The sequence below is a fragment of the Streptomyces luomodiensis genome (genome assembly GCF_031679605.1).
Taxonomy (GTDB): Bacteria; Actinomycetota; Actinomycetes; order Streptomycetales; family Streptomycetaceae; genus Streptomyces; species Streptomyces luomodiensis.
In genome coordinates, this window is sequence record NZ_CP117522.1 from 633001 (window position 1) to 650362 (window position 17362).

Here is a 17362-nt window from a genome sequence, read left to right on the forward strand (position 1 = left end):
TCCTCCCAGGGGGTGTCCCCGCGTCCATCACGCGCCGCCGGCTTCGGGGTGGAGCCGCGCACCGCACCCCGGAACCGCGCCGGAGAGGCGTCTCCCGGCGGCCGGCCGCACGTCCGGGACCAGTGGTTGGCCCCCGCCCCGGCGGACCGGGGACCGGCACACCGGGAAGCGGGTGCGTACCACCAGCCCTGACACCACGGGACGGAGGGCCGGCGGCCGCACCGCCCAGCCCGCGCGTCGGCCAGGCAACCTCGGGCGAGGCGATGCGAGGCGAGGCTCCCGGCGGGGCCCGCTCGGAGGTACCCCGGCGACGCGGCCGGGCCCCGGGCCGGGGGTCGCGGGCTCACGGCGGCCCGGGCCGGACGTGCCCCGGCCGCTTCGGCCGGGGGCGGGACGTCCCTCCCCCGCTCGGCCGCGGGCGGATGCCGGTGGGCGGGGGCGGTGCCAGGGTGAGGCCATGGCCGGCCGCGGTGCGGGTGACGGCCGAAGCCCACCCTCACCGCCGGAGGCACCCGTGGTCCGTGGCTCGTCCCGCTCCCTCTCCCCCGCGTACCGGCACCGCGCCACGGTCCGGGCCGCGGTGGCCCTGCTGCTGTGCGGGGCCGCGGTCCCCTCCTGTGCCTCCGGCGAGCACAAGCCCGACCGGGCGAGGTCGGCGTCGGCACGGGCGAGCGCGGCGGCGGCGTCCGCGGCCGCGTCGGCGGCGGCGAAGAGGAGAGCCGCGCGCGCCCGGCTGCTGCCGGGGATGCCACCGCCGCTGGACCCCCAGGACCTGTACGCGGCCGACCGGCCGGGGAAGCTGTCCCGGGTGGTGGAGGACTTTCCGTCGCGGGTGTACGTGCCCAATACGCTCTCGGACACGGTGAGCGTCATCGATCCGGAGAAGTTCAAGGTCATCCGCACAATTCCGGTGGGCCGTCAGCCGCAGCACGTGGTGCCGTCGTGGGATCTGAAGACGCTGTGGGTCAACAACGACCTGGGCAACACCCTCACCCCCATCAATCCCGCCAACGGCCGGGCCGGCCGCCCGGTGGACGTCCATGACCCGTACAACCTCTACTTCACCCCGGACGGCAAGTACGCCGTGGTGATGGCCTCCAAGGACCGGGCCCTGGTCTTCCGGGACGCGCACAGCATGAAGGTGGTGAAGTCGGTGCCGGTGGACTGCTACGGCGTCAACCACGCCGACTTCTCCCCCGACGGGCGCTACTTCATCGTCTCGTGCGAGTTCTCCGGTGAGCTGCTGAAGGTGGACACGGCGAAGCGGAAGGTGATCGCCAAGCAGCGGCTGCCGATCGCCGGGGCCATGCCGCAGGACGTCAAGATCTCACCGAACGGCAAGACCTGGTATATCGCCGACATGGTGGCGAACGGCCTGTGGGTGCTCAACGGCGACACCTTCGGCACGCCACGGCTGCTGCCCACCGGGAAGGGCACCCACGGCCTCTACGTCAGCCGCGACTCCCGCTCCATGTACATCTCCAACCGCGGCGAGGGCACCATCTCGGTGCTGTCCTTCAAGACCGGCAAGCTCGTCCAGCGCTGGCGGCTCCCCGGCGGCGGCAGCCCCGACATGGGCGGGGTGTCCAGCGACGGCAAGGTGCTGTGGCTGTCGGGGCGGTACAACGGCGAGGTGTACGCGATCGACACCCGCAACGGCCGGCTGCGCGCCCGGATCCCGGTCGGCGGCGGCCCGCACGGGCTCGCGGTCTACCCCCAGCCCGGCCGCTACTCCCTCGGCCACACCGGGATCTTCCGCTGAGAAGGCACTTGCATAGCCTGCCTATATAGAGGCGTGATATAAAATCTGGATGTGGAGTACACACAGCAGTCCGGTCCCCGGGAAACCGACGCCCCCGTGACCCGTGAGGAGGTCGCGGAGGCGCTGGAGCAGCTGGCGTTCCTCGCGGTGCGCCATCTGACCAACCGGGACATCAGTTTCACCGCCGCCTCGACCCTTGGCCGGCTCAGCCGGGAGGGCCCGTCCCGGCTGACGGCCCTCGCCTCCGACGAGGGTGTCACCCAGCCCTCGATGACCCAGCTGATCCAGCGACTGGAGCGGCAGGGCCTGGTGACCCGGGTCGACGATCCCCACGACGGCCGGGTGGTGCTGGTGGCGATCTCCGACGCCGGCCGGGAGCTGCTCGCCGAGCGGCGCCGCGACCGTACGGAACGTCTCGCCGAACTGCTGGCCACTCTCTCCCCCGAGGACCAACAGGCACTCGCCACCGCCGTCCGCGCCGCCACCCCCGCCTTCCAGCGGCTGGTCGAGAGCGCGGCACGGACACGGAAGGCCCCGGGGGGCACCGCTTCCTGATCACTCGGCACCCTGCCGCGCCACGGCTTGCCATGTCGTCACGGCTCGGGCCCTGACCGACGGAGCCCTTCTTGTCCGCTCATCCCGCTCATCCCCGCACCACCAACCCCTTCAAGCAGCCGAAGGCCGTATGGGCGGTCGCCTTCGCCTGCGTGATCTCCTTCATGGGCATCGGCCTGGTGGATCCGATCCTGCCCTCCCTCTCCGCTCAGCTGCACGCCACGCCGAGCCAGGTGTCGCTGCTGTTCACCAGCTATCTGGTGGTCACCGCCGTCGCCATGCTGATCACCGGTTTCGTCTCCAGCCGGATCGGCGCCAAGCGCACTCTGGTGGCCGGTCTGGTGCTCATCGTGGTCTTCGCCGCGGCGGCCGGGGCGTCCGGCAGCATCGACGGCATCGTCGGCTTCCGCGCCGGCTGGGGCCTGGGCAACGCGCTGTTCATCGCCACCTCGCTCGCCGTCATCGTCGGCTCGGCCAGCGGTGGCTTCGCCGGCGCGATCATCCTCTACGAGACCGCCCTGGGCATCGGCATCGCGGTCGGGCCGCTGCTCGGCGGTGAGCTCGGCGGGATCAGCTGGCGCGGGCCGTTCTTCGGCGTGGCGGTCCTGATGGCCATCGCGTTGATCGCGACCATCGTGCTGGTCCAGCCCACCCCGACCCCGGCACGCCGGGCCTCGGTCGCCGATCCGATCAAGGCGCTGCGCCACCGCGGACTGCTCACCATGGGGCTGACCGCGCTCTGCTACAACTGGGGCTTCTTCACGGTGCTGGGCTATGCGCCGTTCCCGATGGACCTGGGCACCCATGAGCTCGGCTATGTCTTCACCGGCTGGGGTCTGCTCGTCGCCTTCTTCTCGGTCTTCGGCGCCCCCTGGCTCCAGGCGCGGCTCGGCATAGCCCGTTCGCTGTATCTGAATCTGGCGCTGTTCGCGCTCGACATCCTCGTCATCGGCCTCTTCACCGACTCCAAGACGACGCTGATCGTGGCGGTGATCGTGGCCGGTGCCTTCATCGGGATCAACAACACGATCACCACCCAGGCGGTGATGACCGTCGCCCCGGTCGAACGGCCCGTGGCCTCCGCCTCCTACGGTTTCGTCCGCTTCATCGGCGGCGGTCTGGCCCCGTACGCCGCGGGCAAGATCGCCGAGCACAACGGTGTGCATCTGCCGTTCTACATCGGTGCCGCCGCGGTCGCGCTGGGCATCGGCGTCCTGGCCACCGGGCACTCGCTGCTCGCCGAGGCCGAGCGGGTCCAGGCGGCGGAGGCGGCCGGTCACACCCCGGCCGAGGAGCGGCGGGAGACGCTGGAGCAGCAGGCGCTGGCCGAGGAGCTCGGCTCGGCCGGCTGACGGCGAGGGGCGGGCCCGGCGCGCTCACGGTCCGCCCCGCACGGCGCCGGACCACTGCTCCGAGGTACCCGCGGCCGCCCTCACGGCCGCGGGTCTCCGCGTACGGAGGGTTCCCTCAGATCCGCCAGGAGCGGATGCGGACCGCCGCGTCGAAACAGTCGACCTTGCCCGAGAGGATGTCGCGGACCAGGTCGATCAGCGCCCCGTACGGCGGGTCGATGCCCTCGCCCGAGGCGTGCATATAGGCGACCGCGGTCGCGCTGGCGAACAGCGCGTTGCTCGCCGGGAGCGGCCTGAGCAGGGCGAGGGTGTGCAGCAGGGCCGCGGCCCGCCACGCGGGGTCGGGATCGACACCCAGGCGCGGCGGGTCGACACGGTGCCGGGCCACCGCGGCGACCAGCCCTGAGAAGTCCGAGATGGCCGGCTGTTCCGGCATGACCTCCTCATGGCGCTGGAGCAGCCAGGGGACGTCGATGTGCAGCAGCGGGGCCGTGGTCACGCGGCCTGCCCGGGGTTGCGGTGCTCATCGTCGGGGAACGCGTCCGCGAAGGCGTCGGCGTTGTCCGCGAAGAACCGCCGGAAGACCTCGGCACCCTCCTGAAGAGCGCGGTGCCGCGCGATGTCGGCCACGGTCGCCTCACGGACGAGGGCCTTCATCGTCGTACCGCGTTCCTTCGCGATCTGGCGGAGGTCCTCAAGTTCCCGATCGCTGAATTCCACGTTGAGTGCTGACATGCGGGACACCCTACTCAGCAGGTACCCGGGCAGCAATCGCCCCAGCTCAGATCAGGTTTTTGTAGGTACTGGACAATCATTTCGCGGGTGGTGAGTGGTCGCGAGCGGTTACGGACGGCTGCGGCCGGGGACCGGAGCGCCGTCGGGCCCCACCCGGACGAAGGGTCCGCGCACCGTGCGGCCGGTCAGGCTGCGGTAGGCGGCGGGGCGGCGGAAGGCGTCCCCCCAGGTCTCCCGGCGCCGGTAGTCGCGCAGCGCGTCGAGGTCGAAGACCGCCGGATAGATCCCCTCGGCCTCGCCCGCCTCGATCACCAGGGTGTTCCGCGACCGGCCGTCGGCGAAGGCGACGCCGTCGTGGGCGACGGAGTGGCCCCAGCCGGGACCGGCGTAGTTGGCCAGGGCCATCCCGGTCATGTTCTCCGTGGCGCGGGAGCGGAACTGGGAGAGCCGGTTGCTCTCCAGCTCGCAGGCGTTCGGGGTGAGGACGATCTCCGCTCCGGCGAGCATCAGGGCGCGGGCGCTCTCCGGGAACTCACGGTCGTAGCAGATCATCACCCCGGTCAGCACCTCGCCCACCGCCGTGTCCAGGGCGCATACCTCGAACCCCGTCCCCGGGGTCAGGGCGGCCTCGGGCAGGTCGAAGGCGCAGGTGTGCACCTTGGCGTAGGTCAGGACCAGCCGGCCGTGCCGGTCGATGAGGGAGCAGGTGTTGCGCGGCGGCCCGTCCCAGCGCTCCAGATAGGTGAGCGCGATCGCCATCCCGAGTTCGGCGGCCAGCTCGCGGAAGCGGGTGACGAAGGGCGAGTCGCGGGTGATCGGCTCGCCGAGCCAGACGGGTTCGGGCCGCGGTGCGGCCGAGGGGCGGGCGCCGTCCCACAGCGACGGATGACGGTAGAGATCGCCGTCGGCGGAGCCGTCCGGGACGGCGGAGCGGTAGCCGTTGCTCCACATCTCGGGGAAGAGCGCGATGTCCGCGCCGAGGGCCCTGGCCCGGCGGCAGGCCGCCTCGCCGAGGGCGAGGTTCGTGCGCGGGTCGTGGCCGGGCGGGGCGAGCTGGAGCAGGGCGACGGTGAGGGTGGTCATGGCGGATGCCTCCTTCGGTCTTCGATGGCGTGCGGACGGTGCGAAGGAGGTTTCCGGCGGACCCCGGGGGCGGGGCGGGCGTCACAGCATGCCGCCACGCTACCTGCGGGCGGGGTGAGTTGACGAGGGGCCGGGGGCCGGGGGCCGGGCGTACGGAGAGTGCGGGGCTCAGAAGCCGGCGTCCGCGGCCCACCGGGTGAGTTCGCTCTGGGCGGCCGCGCGCAGCTCGGCCGAGGGACCGGCGGTGCCGTCGGCGATCAGCGCGTAATGCACGGTGCCCGCGTCGGCCGGGGCGGAGAGCACCAGCCGGTGCCCGTCGGCGTCGCCGGGCTCCGCGGCGGTGGCGATGGGGTGGTCGGCGGTGTGGCCGTGTGCGGTGTAGGCGGGCGGTCCGGTGACGGTGCCCAGATCGGAGACGACGGTGGTCCGGGCGGGGTCGAAGTCGCGTGGCAGGCGCAGTTCGGTGGGCGCGTCGGTGCCGCCGTCGGAGCGCCACACCAGCATGCCGTAGCGGCCGGAGCCGGTGAGCTTCGCGACGTTCGGCAGGCTGCTGGGGATGCGGTCCCAGCTGAGCGTGGTGGAACCGTCCCGGGAGCGGTCCTCGAAGGTGAAGGCGAGGGTGGTGCCCGCGACGGCGCGCGGGTAGAGCCGGTCGAGCAGCCGGGTGTCCTGGCGCAGCGCGGCGTCGCCGGAGTCGTCGAGGCGGACGGCCGAGAGGTCCTCGCCGTTCCAGGCGTCGCCCTCGGTGAGGATCTCCCCGGTGTCGCCGTTCATGGCCTCGTGGTGGCGGCCGCTGTAGATGTCCCACTGCCACTGGGTGGAGGAGAGCACGGCGCCGGAGCCGGCCGGCCGGGTCCACCAGGTGGCGCCGGGGAGGCGGGAGTCGAGCGCCTGGTACATGCCCTTGACGACGGTGGGGGCCTTGTCGGAGGTGAAGCCGGTCAGCGGATGGCCGAACTCGCTCATGACGGCGGGGAGGTCCAGGGCGGCGGAGCGGTCGCGCAGGGCGCCGAAGTCGGCCGCGTACTGGCCGTCGGCCGCCTTGCCGGGCATGAAGACGCCGGAGATGGCCTTCTGGTCGTAGTAGTGGGTGTTGAGGACGTAGTCGGGGCCCGGCTTCGCGGTGTCGAGGAAGCCGCCTTCCTGGCGCTGGAAGTCCAGGTTGGAGTTCCAGAACATGTTGGGCTCCACGAAGGCGGGTTTGTCCTGCCAGCCCGCGGCGTCCATCCGGGCGCGGAACTTCTCGTAGAAGGGCCACAGCACGCTCTTCTCCCAGGTGCGGCTGTTCTGGCCGGCGTCGTAGACGCCCGCGTAGGGCTCGTTGAGCGGGTCGAAGCCGACGACGCGGGTGAACTCGTCGTCGGTGAGGTGCCGCGACAGGTGGCTCATGGTCTTCTCGGCCGTGTCCAGGAAGGCGTCCTGGACCCCGATGGTGCCCGCGTCGGTGGTCAGGGCGCGGTTGTGCCAGAAGTCGCGAGTGGCGGTCATGACGGCCTGGTTCTGGGTGATGTTCTGGCCCCAGTGGAAGCAGATGCCGCAGGACTCCTTCGGGTATCCGCCCGCGTCGACGACCCATTCCGGTGCGCCGTCGCCGCTGTACCAGCTGTCCTCGTCGAAGAGGTGGCGGGAGTACAGGTCCTGGTGGAAGTCGGGGAAGACCCGGATTCCGGCGTCGAGGAACGCCTTCATCTGTGCGGTGGCCCGCTCCAGGTAGCCGGTGTCCACCTGGCCGGGCCGGGGCTCGGCGCGGGCCCAGGAGAGCAGGAAGCGCACCGCGTTGGCGCCGGTCAGGTCGCGCATGGCGGCGGCGGATGTCCTGGCGTCGGCGGTGGTGGCGAAGGGCAGTCCGCCGTTCTCCTCCAGTTTGGTCTCGCCGGAGACGTTGAACCCGCGCAGCACGACCTCGCGGCCGTGGCCGTCGGCGAACCGGGTGCCGTCCACGGTCACCCGGTCCGCCGCCCGCCCGTCGAACCAGGGCGCCTCGGCCGCGGCCGCCGGGGTGCCCGGGGCCGCGGCGGCCGCCGCCAGCAGCGCCACGGCCGCCCCGAGCAACCGGGTGCGACCCGGTCGGGGGCGGCCGGTCCGTGTCCCTCGCGTCTCATGAGTCGGCATGGACCTACCGTCCAGTAAAGCTGAGGGGCCGTCAACTCCTCGCACATGGACGGTTGTTCAGCGCGACGGCGACGCGGTTACCGCTGGAATCCGGCACCCAGGGTCGCACTGGCCTCCGGCGCGCCGAGGGCGTTGGGCCCGAAGGAGACGACGCCGTCGGTGGTGAGCCCGCCGGCCTGGCCGCGCAGCACCCATGCCGCGCCGCTGCCGGTCTGGGCGCCGTCCTCGTCGGGGGCGCCCACGACCAGGTCGTCCTTGCCGTCGCCGTCGGTGTCGGCGAGCCCGACCGCCATGCCGAAGTGGTCGCCCGCCTCGGCGGCGCCGGGGACCCCGGCGGTGGCCTGGGTGAACGCCTGGGCTCCGGTGCCGGACAGCCCGTTCGGGCCGCCGTAGAGCTGGACGACGCTGCCCGCCTCGTCCTGGCCGGCCTCCAGGTCCTCGTACGGGATGCCGACGGCGATGTCCGCGTAGCCGTCGCCGTTGACGTCGCCGGAGCTGAGCGCGTAGCCGAACTGGTCGCCGTCCTCGTTGACGCCCGGGACGCCCGCGGTGTTCTGGTCGATGGTCGTGGTGCGGGTGGCGCTCGGCCCCGACGCGGTGCCGTAGAGGACCTTGAGGGTGCCGTGGTCGTACGGCAGCTCCTCGACCACGCCACCGGGCACGGTGCGCAGGATCAGATCGCCGTAGCCGTCCTTGTCGACGTCGCCGATGGCCGCGGAGGCGGCGTCGGTGATGTCGGTGTGCTCCGGCGACAGGCCCTGCTCGTCGCCCTTGAAGAACAGGCTGGTCTGGGACATCTCCTCGAAGGCGTGGGTGGAGACCAGGTCGTCCTTGCCGTCGCCGGTGATGTCGCCCGCGGTCAGGCTGGTCGGTCCGTCGAACCGGCCGGTGTCGGAGAAGGAGCTGCCCGCCTCCTTGCCGTCGCGGGTGAAGGGGCCGAGGCGGACGCGCACTCCGGTCCGCTCGTCCTCCGAGCCCTCGTTGACGGTGACCACGTCGACGAGGTCGGCCTGGCCGTCGCCGTTGAAGTCACCCCCCACGATGTCGCTGTCGCCCCAGTGGTCGCCATTGCCGGCGGGCAGCTCGGTGCCGCCGGTCAGCCCGTTCGCCGAACCCCACAGGACCGTGATGGCCGGGGTGTCGCCGCTCTGGACCGCCAGGTCGGTGTAGCCGTCGCCGTCCAGGTCGCGGGCGACGGTGTGGGCCCCGAAGCGCGCCGACGCGGTGGGGTCGCCGGGTACGCCCTCGGTCGCCTGGCTGATGACCTGGCGGTGGGCGGTGTCCGCGCCGGAGGCGGAGCCGTAGACCACGGCGACGTAGCCCGCCTTGGCCTTGCCGTCCACCGTGCCGCCCGGGGCGGAGACGGCGAGGTCGGCGTGTCCGTCGTGGTTGAAGTCGGTCTTCGGGGCCGCGGCCGCGGTGGTGCGGACCTCAGCGGCGCTCGCGGAGGGCACGGCGAGCACAACGGGGGTGGTCACGAGTGCGACCACCGTCGCGCAGCGCGCGACGGTGGTAAGGGAACGGGGGCGCACACATCCTCCAGCTCGTTGATGAGCGTTTACCTGATGTACACCCACGAGGACTGGTGGCGCCGCCGCGAGGTTGTACCGCTCGTCCTGGGATTTTCCCTAGTCCGCCGCGTCCACGTAGCGCAACACGCCCATCATGTGCGTTTCGTCGATCTCCTCCGTGGCGGTCACCGCACATTCCGCCAGCCGCTTGGTGAGGGCGTCGGCGTCGATCCCGGTGCCGATCAGCACCAGCTGGGTGACCCGGGGCTCGCCGGGCTCCCAGGGCGAGGGCTGGAAGCGGAGGTACGACCCGACCGCGTGCAGTCCGAACTTCCGCTCCGAGCCCGCGCCCGCGAAGTGGAGGAAGCCCTTGACGCGGTAGAGGCCCACCGGGCGGCTGTCGAGGAATGCCATCAGCCGCTGCGGATGGAGCGGCTCGGCCGAGGTGAACTCCACGCTGTCGTACGCGGCGTGGAGGTGGTGGCCGTGCTCGTGGCCGTCGGCGCAGACATCGGCGAACGACAGTTGCCGGAAGCGCTCCTCGGAGGCCTCGCGGGGCTGGTGGTCGAACAGCAGAGCGGGGTCGACGCGTCCGTGCGCGGCGGTCAGCACCGGCGCGCCGGGGGCGATCTCCTGGAGGGTCTCCAGGAGATCGTCCCGCTCGTCCTCGGTGACGCGGTCGGTCTTGTTGAGCACCACGAGGTCGGCGGCGCGGACATGGCGATCGAGCTCGGGATGGCGGGCGCGGGTGTCCCCGAACTCCGCCGCGTCCACGACCTCCACCAGCCCGCCGTAGACGATCCGCTCATTGGTGCTGGACAGCAGCGCACGGATCATGCTCTGCGGCTCGGCCAGACCGCTGGCCTCGATCACCACGACATCGATGCGCAGCTCCGGCTCGGTGAGCCGGGCGAGCATCTCGTCCATCTCGGAGGCGTCCGCCGCGCAGCACAGACAGCCGTTCTCGATCGGGATCATCGAGTCGACCTGTCCGGCGACGGCCAGGGCGTCGATGTTGATGGACCCGAAGTCGTTGACGATGACCCCGATCCGGGTGTCCGCGCTGTCCCGCATCAGATGGTTGAGCATCGTGGTCTTCCCGGAGCCCAGAAAACCCGTGACGAGGATGACCGGAATCCGTTGTGTGGCCAAGGCGCGTCTCTCCGTGCGGGGTGTCGGTGTTCGCGGACGGACCGCTCATGCTATCCGGCCACCGGCCGGCCGGCCGTCAGGGGATGTCCACCCCCGCCTCCGCCGAGAGACGGTCGATCTCGGCCAGCTCGGCGTCGCTGAAGCCGGGCGAGTCCAGGACCGCGATGTTCTGCTCCAGCTGGGCGACGCCGCTCGCGCCGATCAGCACCGAGACCACCCGCGGATCGCGCAGCACCCATGCGAGCGCCAGCTGGGCGAGGGTCTGGCCGCGCCCCTCGGCGAGCTTGTTCAGGGCGTGCAGCAGGGTCAGCCGCTCCTCGGTGAGCGTCTCGCGCTTGAGGAAGTGGCCGAGCGCCATGCGCGAATCGGCGGGCACCCCGTGCAGATAGCGGTCGGTGAGCTGTCCCTGCGCGAGCGGCGAGTAGGCGATGACCCCGACGCCCGCCTCGGCCGACGCCTGGAGCACCCCGCCCTCGACGTCGCGCTGGAGGATCGAGTACGGATGCTGGTTGATCAGGTACGGGGTGCGCAGGTCCGTCAGGATCGCGGCGGCCTCGGCGATCGCCTCCGGCGGGTAGTTGGACAGGCCGACGTAGAGCGCCTTGCCCTGCCGCACCGCGGTGTCGAGGGCCCCCATGGTCTCCTCGAGCGGGGTCTCGGGGTCGAAGCGGTGCGAGTAGAAGACGTCGACGTAGTCCAGGCCCATCCGGGACAGCGACTGGTCGAGGCTGGCGAGGACGTACTTGCGCGAACCCCATTCGCCGTACGGCCCCGGCCACATGAGGTATCCGGCCTTGCTGGCGATGAAGAGCTCATCGCGATAGGGGCGGAAGTCCTGGGCGAAGAGCGCGCCGAAGTTGGTCTCGGCGCTGCCGGGCGGCGGACCGTAGTTGTTGGCCAGGTCGATGTGGGTGACGCCGAGGTCGAAGGCGCGGCGCAGCACCGCGCGCTGGGTCTCCAGGGGGTGGGTGTCGCCGAAGTTGTGCCACAGCCCGAGCGAGACCTTCGGCAGCAGCACACCGCTGCGTCCGCAGCGCTGGTACTGCATGGAGTCGTAGCGGTTCTCGGCGGCGAGGTGGACCATGCGCGTCGTCCTTGTCCGTGCGGTGCGGTCGGGGGCGGGCGGGCCGTGGGCACGGCCCGCCCGCCCGAGCTTGTCAGCTTTGGGCCAAGGTGGCGACCTCCTGCGCGCTCAGTGTTCTGCCGTAGATCCGGAAGTCGTCGAACGCGGCCTTGAGATACGGGTCCGGGTACTGCGATTTGCCGAGGTAGCCGGCGCGGATGTGGTTGCCGAAGTGGACGGGCTCGACGGTGATGGCGGTGTTGCGTCCCACCTCGCGCCCGTCGGTGTAGAGGACGGCCGTGCCGTCGCCGTAGGTGAGGGCGACATGGACCCACTGGCCGGTGGGCAGCGGGTCGGCCTCGATGCGCTGTTCGGCTCCGCCGCCGCCCGCGGTGATGGCGAAGCGCAGCTTTCCGGAGTCGGCGACGGGGGTGAGGAACATATTGGCGGTGACCCCGGTGCCGATGTCGAAGATCCGGGTCCAGGTGGCGGGTGTGCCGTCCAGCCGGACCCAGGTGGCCAGGGAGTACGCGCCGGCGCCGGCGAGGACGTCGTCGGCCAGGGCGACATGGCCGTCCGTGCCGTTCAGGGCGACCGCACCGCCGGTCCGGCCCGTCGTCCAGGTGGCGCCGCCGGTGAGCCGGGCGGTCATGCCGTGGCCGGTTGCGTCGGCGGCGGTGGTGCCGGAGGTCTCGTCGAAGCGGTGCCAGGCGGCGAAGGCGGGCGGCGGGCTGGGCGGCTCGCCGGTCAGCCAGTAGACGTTGTAGTACTGGTGGTGGACGCGGGCGACCGGCAGCAGGGTCACGCTCTCCCCGTCGGCCGTGGCGCCGAACCGCAGGGGGTTGGTGGCCTTCTGGGTGACCGAGCCGGTATCCAGGCGCGGCATGGTCATCCCGGCGCCGCTGCCGTACGCCCCGGCGAGCACGACGGGTCCGTAGAGCACGGCCTGGACATCGGGGTCGTCGGGGGTCGGCTCGAACGCCGGCGTCATCGGCAGGGTCACCTCGACCCGGTCGCCGGTCTTCCACCGGCGGTCGATGATCAGCCAGCTGCCGGGCTCCGGCCGGTCGGCGAGGGTGGTGCCGTTGAGCTTGGCGCGGGCCCCCGCCGCCCAGGAGGGGACGCGGACGCGCAGTTCGAGCGAGGCGCCGCCGGAGGCGACGGTGAGGGTGGTGGCCTGCTGGTCGGGGAAGCCGGTGGTCTGGCGCCAGGTAATGCCCTTCTCCCGCCAGCGCAGCTCGGAGGGGATGAAGAGGTTCACCAGCAGGGTGCGGTCGGCGTGGGTGTAGATGGTGTCGGCGAACTTGGCCTGGGTCTCCATGCCGCTGCCGTGGTCGCAGGAGAAGTTGTCGTAGTCGGTGGAGTACTGGTTCGGATCGGTGCCCATGAAGGACGGCTGCTGTTTGAAGGAGCCGGGGGCGAGGCCGGTGTAGTAGATGTTGAAGCCGTGGGCCGAGTCCGGGTCCTGCTCCCCCAGCATCTGGTTGAACAGGGTGCGCTCGTAGTAGTCGAGCAGTTCGGTGCGGTCCGGCGCGTGGAAGTGGATCAGCCGGGTGAGCTTGAGCATGTTGTAGCTGTTGCAGTTCTCGCAGCAGGTGTTGGACAGCTGGGCGGCGATGGCGTCCGGCTCGTGGAACGCCTCCCCGTTGCTGTTCCCGCCGATGACATAGGTGTGATGATCGGTGACGATCTTCCAGAAGTTCTCCCCGATGGTGCGGTAGCGGCTGTCGAGTCCCTCCTCCCACAGCCGCATGGCGCCGACCATCTTGGGGATCTGGGTGTTGGCGTGCAGCCCGGCGAGCTGGTCCTCGTTCCGGGCGAGGGGGTCGAAGACGCGGGCGTGGGTGAAGCGTTCGGCGACCTCCAGCCAGCGGCTGTCACCGGTGATCGCGTGCAGATCGGCGAGGACGTCGTTCATACCGCCGAACTCGGTCTGGAGCACGCGCTGCATCTGGTCGTAGCCGAGCTTCCCGGTACGGGTGTCGACCCAGGCGGCCTGGCGTTTCACGGTCTCCAGGGCCTCGGCGTTGCCGGTGAGCCGGTACTGGTCGACGAGTCCGGCCATGATCTTGTGGATGGTGTAGTACGGGGCCCACACCCCGGTGCCGGCCTCCAGCCGGTCGAAGAAGCTCTCGGGGAAGGCCGAGAGATAGCCCTCGCCGTAGCCCGCGGCCGGGGACTTCGCCTGGCAGGCGGCGAGCGCCGAGACCAGGGTGCGGCTCTTGTCGAGCAGTGCGGTGTCGCCGGTGTTGGCGTAGGTCAGGGCCAGTCCGGACAGCAGGTGGCCGGTGCTGTGGCCGCGCAGTTCGGTGCTGGGGCTCTCCCAGCCGCCGCAGGGCTGGGCGCTGCTGGGGAGGCCGACGTTGAGCCGGAAGGTGTGCAGCAGCCGGTCGATGTCGACGAAGCGCAGATAGGCGGTGTTGCGGGCCTGGTTGTCCTGGAAGGCGCCGGGGAGCAGGGTCACGGCGGTGAGCGGGAAGGGCCGGACGCCGGTCAGCGCCTTGGGTTTGCGGGAGGCCGCGGCGGGGGCCGGGGCGGCCGCCTCGGCGGTGCCCGCTCCGGCGGCGGTGAGTGCCACGGCCGCGGTGCCTGCGGCGGCGGTGGTGATGAAGTGCCGTCGGTTGACTGGTTCGCTCATGACTTCCCTCACTGAGGTTCGTGAACGCTGGGTCGGTCGGCGGGGTCGGTCAGCCGCGCTGCCACTGCTGGTTGGCGCCGCCGGTGCAGCTCCACTGGATGAGCGCGGCCTTGTCGGCCGTGGACTCGTCCGCGACGTCCAGGCACTTGCCGCTGGAGCGGGCGGTGAACCGGACGTAGCCGTCACCGGTGTCGGTGGCCCGCCACTGCTGGTTCGTCCCCGTGCCGCAGGCCGCCTGGACCACGGTGGCGCCGTCGCCGGTGGAGCCGCCGGCCACCGTCAGGCACTGGGAGCTGTGCCGGGCGATCAGCTGGACGTATCCGCCGCCCGCGTCCTTGGCCCAGAACAGCTGATTGCCGCCGCCGTTGCAGGTGTACTGCACAGCCGCCGTGCCCTCGGTCTGCGAGGCGGCGGTGATGTCGGCGCATTTGCCGCTGTGCCGGGCCTTGAGGGTGGTGTACGGGCCGCCGGAGCCGGTCACGGTGCCCGCCGCGGTGTCGATGGTGAGCTGCGGATACCAGTCCATGGTCAGGGTGGTGGCGGTGGGGAAGGCCAGCGGCAGCCAGACGTAGCGCGAGTCGTTGACCGTGCCGCCGAAGGAGTTGCCCCAGCGGTCGCCCAGGTAGAGGTAGGAGGTGGTACCGCTGCCCTGCACCGGCAGGACGTAGGCGGTCTGCGAGCCGTAGGCGGTGGCGTCGCCGACGTCGCGCATCCCGCTCCAGGGGCCGGCCAGGCTGGTGGCGGTGGCGTACTGCTGCTGGTTGGGGTTCCAGCCGGTGGCGCCGGAGGTCAGCATGAAGTACACGTTGCCGCGTTTGAAGAGCGCCGGTGCCTCGCGGTGGCCGCCGGGCCAGGGGTTGGCCACCAGGCTCGCCACCCCGGTGTAGTCGTCGGTCAGCCGGTAGATCTGCAGGTCGTAGTTCTCCCGGGCGGCCGAGACCATGTAACCGGTGCCGTCGCTGTCCTGGAACAGGGTGATGTCACGGGACATGTGCGTATCCAGCGGGCGGAAGCTGCCCTGCCAGGTGTAGTCGCCGTCGACGGTGGCGGAGGTGGCGACGGCCGCGCGCGCCTCGCTGTAGTCACTGCCGTTCTCCTTGTGCATCCACATCACGAACCGCTGGGTCCGCTGGTTGTAGAGCACCTTGGGCCGCTCGATATTGGCGGTGGCCAGTTCGGGGTCGGTGGCCTGGGTGAGGACGTGGCGGCGGAACTCCCAGGTCTTCAGGTCCGTGGAGCGGTAGGCGGACACATAGCGGAAGGTGTTGTCGGCGTTGCGGTTCTCACCGAACCAGTAGTAGTAGGCGCCGACCTTGATGACTCCCCCGCCGTGGGCGTGCACCGCCTCGCCCGTGGTGGTGGTGAACTGGGTGGCGTTGGCGACGGTGACGGGGGCGGCCTGTGCCGCGCCGGCTCCCGTCAGCGGGGCCAGCAGCCCGAGGAGCGCGGCCACGAGGAAGGACCATGGACGGGTCCGGGGACGCCCGCGCATCACACGGTCTCCTTCAGGACGGTGAAGTGGCGGGCGAATCCGGTGAGTCCGGGCAGTTCCCGGACCGGGGTCCAGGTCCGGAAGCCGTCCAGGCTGTCGCTGTAGTAGTACTTCTGCTCGGTATAGCCGTCGAAGTAGATCCGCCAGCCGCCGTTGTCCAGGCGCACCAGCGCCGGCCCCTCACGCCAGCTGCCCCAGCCGGCCCAGTCCCCCGTGCCGCGGAAGGTGTACGGCCCGCCGAGGCTGGTGGCGGTGGCGTGCTCGATGTACCTGGTCGTCTCCTGCTTGGTGAAGGCGTGGTACTGCCCGGCGTGGCGGACGACGAAGGTGTCGATGTAGTTGGAGGTGTCCAGGCCCGTCAGCGGTCGGGGCGTCGTCCAGGCGGACAGCGACGCGTTGGTGGCGGTGAGCAGATGCGGCCGGAAGATGTAATCGGCTGTGGCGGTGGTGTCGAGCGAGACGACGATGTGGACGCTGCCGTCGTCGTCCACGAAGAACTCGGGCGCCCAGGTCCGCTCCAGCCCGGACACCGGCAGGGTGTGGTTGCGGACGAAGGTCCAGTTGACGCGGTCGCGGCTGCGCGCGAAACCGATGGTGTTCCCGGTCCAGTCGGTCGTGTAGACGATGTAGTAGTAGCCGTCGGTGTGCTTGATGACGCTGGGGTCGCGGATGAGCCCGGACGGCGGGGTGTAGGCGGGGCCCTTGAGCAGCGTGTACGTGGTCGCGTCGGACGACTGGTAGACGTACATGTTCGACTCGCTGCTGTTGGTGAACGCCGTCATGGTGTAGCGGGTGGCGGCCGTGGTGTCCCGGGTGGGCGCGTCGGCCACCGGCACGCCGAAGTCCGGGGTGCCGTCGGTCTTCCAGCCGAGGGCCTGGACGCGGGTGTGCCGGTTGGGGTCGTTCAGCGGGTCGCCGGTGATGTCCTTGTACTGGCGGGCGTGGTAGACGAGGAGGTCGGTGCGGCCGTCCTCGGCGACGGTGAAGGAGTTGTGGCCGGGGCCGTACTGCTGGGTGGTGTCATTGCTCGAGAACACCGGCTGTGGGCTCTTCTGCCAGGACGCGGCGGCCAGCGGGTCGCTGTCGGCGGAGGCGGTCAGCAGTCCCATGCAGTAGTGGGCGTCGGTGGCGCTGGCGGAGTAGGTGAGGAAGAGCCTGCCGTGTCTGCGCAGGACCGAGGGGCCCTCGTTGACCTTGTAGCCGATGGTCTCCCAGTCGTACGTCGGCCGGGAGATCTCCACCTGGGGCCCGGTGACGGTCCACGGGTTGGCCATCCGGGCGATGTAGATGCTCGAGTTGTTGCCGACGTCCGGGTTGCTCTGGGCCCAGACGAGGTAGCGGGTGCCGCCCAGGGCGAAGGTGGAGGCGTCGAGGGAGAAGGAGTCGATGGGCGTGACGATGCGGCCCTTCTCGGTCCAGGTCCCGGTGAGGGGGTTGGCGCTGGCGTTCTCCAGCACCCACATCCGGATCTTCCAGACGTCCTCGGCGGGCGCCGCGGCGAAGTAGACGTACCACTTTCCGTCGATGAAGTGGAGTTCCGGGGCCCAGATGTGGGCGCCCATGTCGCCGCTGGTGTGCTTCTTCCAGATCACCGACTCGGCGGCGGTGGCCAGACCGGCGATGGTCCGGGAGCGGCGCAGGACGATGCGGTCGTACTCGGGGACGGTGGCCGTGAAGTAGTAGTAGCCGTCGGTGTGCTTGACGATGTGCGGATCGGCGCGCTGCCGCACCAGCGGATTGGCGTAGGAGGCGGCCTTGGCGGCCGCCCGCGGCGCGGTGGGAGCGGCGGGGGTGGCGGCGGTGGCGGCCTGCGCGACACCGGTGGTTCCCGCGGCCGCGCCCAGGGCGAGGGCGCCCATCAGCACGTATCTGCGGCTGGGCGGGGGTGCTTTGCTGCGGCTCATATG

At 71.2% G+C, this 17362-nt stretch carries 13 protein-coding genes; 3 read left to right on the plus strand and 10 right to left on the minus strand.

What is annotated here, in order from left to right; all coding sequences use genetic code 11:
- The first annotated feature begins 514 nt into the window (after window positions 1-514).
- The 3 genes from PS467_RS02765 to PS467_RS02775 all read left to right on the plus strand — a co-directional run bounded on the left by PS467_RS02765 (window position 515) and on the right by PS467_RS02775 (window position 3669).
- Window positions 515-1762, plus strand: coding sequence for a YVTN family beta-propeller repeat protein (locus tag PS467_RS02765; protein WP_311033798.1), 1248 nt, complete (start codon window positions 515-517; stop codon window positions 1760-1762).
- Between the two features lie 51 nt (window positions 1763-1813).
- Window positions 1814-2317, plus strand: a complete 504-nt coding sequence (locus PS467_RS02770) for a MarR family winged helix-turn-helix transcriptional regulator (RefSeq protein WP_268969804.1) — start codon at window positions 1814-1816, stop codon at window positions 2315-2317.
- A gap of 71 nt (window positions 2318-2388) precedes the next feature.
- Window positions 2389-3669 (plus strand): MFS transporter, encoded by a 1281-nt coding sequence (locus tag PS467_RS02775; protein ID WP_311033799.1) that lies wholly within the window; start codon window positions 2389-2391, stop codon window positions 3667-3669.
- A 115-nt stretch (window positions 3670-3784) separates the two neighbouring features.
- Here PS467_RS02775 and PS467_RS02780 read toward each other — a convergent pair whose 3' ends face one another.
- From PS467_RS02780 to PS467_RS02825, 10 genes are all read right to left on the minus strand, one after another.
- Window positions 3785-4105, minus strand: a complete 321-nt coding sequence (locus PS467_RS02780) for a toxin Doc (protein WP_311039751.1) — start codon at window positions 4103-4105, stop codon at window positions 3785-3787.
- Window positions 4106-4164: 59 nt separating this feature from the next.
- Window positions 4165-4404 (minus strand): hypothetical protein, encoded by a 240-nt coding sequence (locus tag PS467_RS02785; RefSeq protein WP_311033800.1) that lies wholly within the window; start codon window positions 4402-4404, stop codon window positions 4165-4167.
- Window positions 4405-4512: 108 nt separating this feature from the next.
- Window positions 4513-5487, minus strand: coding sequence for a carbon-nitrogen hydrolase family protein (locus PS467_RS02790; protein WP_311033801.1), 975 nt, complete (start codon window positions 5485-5487; stop codon window positions 4513-4515).
- A 168-nt stretch (window positions 5488-5655) separates the two neighbouring features.
- A complete protein-coding gene (locus PS467_RS02795) occupies window positions 5656-7599 on the minus strand; it encodes a cellulase family glycosylhydrolase (RefSeq protein WP_311033802.1) in 1944 nt (647 codons plus the stop codon).
- Between the two features lie 77 nt (window positions 7600-7676).
- A complete protein-coding gene (locus PS467_RS02800) occupies window positions 7677-9131 on the minus strand; it encodes an FG-GAP-like repeat-containing protein (RefSeq protein WP_432280529.1) in 1455 nt (484 codons plus the stop codon).
- A gap of 96 nt (window positions 9132-9227) precedes the next feature.
- Window positions 9228-10262, minus strand: a complete 1035-nt coding sequence (locus PS467_RS02805; RefSeq protein ID WP_311033804.1) for a CobW family GTP-binding protein — start codon at window positions 10260-10262, stop codon at window positions 9228-9230.
- Window positions 10263-10338: 76 nt separating this feature from the next.
- Window positions 10339-11346, minus strand: a complete 1008-nt coding sequence (locus PS467_RS02810) for an aldo/keto reductase (protein ID WP_311033805.1) — start codon at window positions 11344-11346, stop codon at window positions 10339-10341.
- A 73-nt stretch (window positions 11347-11419) separates the two neighbouring features.
- Window positions 11420-13963 (minus strand): beta-L-arabinofuranosidase domain-containing protein, encoded by a 2544-nt coding sequence (locus PS467_RS02815; RefSeq protein WP_311033806.1) that lies wholly within the window; start codon window positions 13961-13963, stop codon window positions 11420-11422.
- Between the two features lie 49 nt (window positions 13964-14012).
- The gene (locus PS467_RS02820; RefSeq protein ID WP_311033807.1) at window positions 14013-15455 is read right to left on the minus strand and encodes an RICIN domain-containing protein; all 1443 of its coding nucleotides are present in this window, start codon (window positions 15453-15455) and stop codon (window positions 14013-14015) included.
- Window positions 15455-17359, minus strand: a complete 1905-nt coding sequence (locus PS467_RS02825) for a family 43 glycosylhydrolase (protein WP_311033808.1) — start codon at window positions 17357-17359, stop codon at window positions 15455-15457. Before PS467_RS02825 ends, PS467_RS02820 begins: the two co-directional genes overlap by 1 nt.
- Between the last annotated feature and the right edge of the window lie 3 nt (window positions 17360-17362).

Bases quoted from the DNA above. Each gene is read 5' to 3' on its own strand.
- PS467_RS02780 (WP_311039751.1), bottom strand. From the start codon at position 4,105: ATGCCGGAACAGCCGGCCATCTCGGACTTCTCAGGGCTGGTCGCCGCG.
- PS467_RS02785 (WP_311033800.1), bottom strand. From the start codon at position 4,404: ATGTCAGCACTCAACGTGGAATTCAGCGATCGGGAACTTGAGGACCTC.
- PS467_RS02790 (WP_311033801.1), bottom strand. From the start codon at position 5,487: ATGACCACCCTCACCGTCGCCCTGCTCCAGCTCGCCCCGCCCGGCCAC.
- PS467_RS02795 (WP_311033802.1), bottom strand. From the start codon at position 7,599: ATGCCGACTCATGAGACGCGAGGGACACGGACCGGCCGCCCCCGACCG.
- PS467_RS02810 (WP_311033805.1), bottom strand. From the start codon at position 11,346: ATGGTCCACCTCGCCGCCGAGAACCGCTACGACTCCATGCAGTACCAG.
- PS467_RS02815 (WP_311033806.1), bottom strand. From the start codon at position 13,963: ATGAGCGAACCAGTCAACCGACGGCACTTCATCACCACCGCCGCCGCA.
- PS467_RS02820 (WP_311033807.1), bottom strand. From the start codon at position 15,455: ATGCGCGGGCGTCCCCGGACCCGTCCATGGTCCTTCCTCGTGGCCGCG.
- PS467_RS02825 (WP_311033808.1), bottom strand. From the start codon at position 17,359: ATGAGCCGCAGCAAAGCACCCCCGCCCAGCCGCAGATACGTGCTGATG.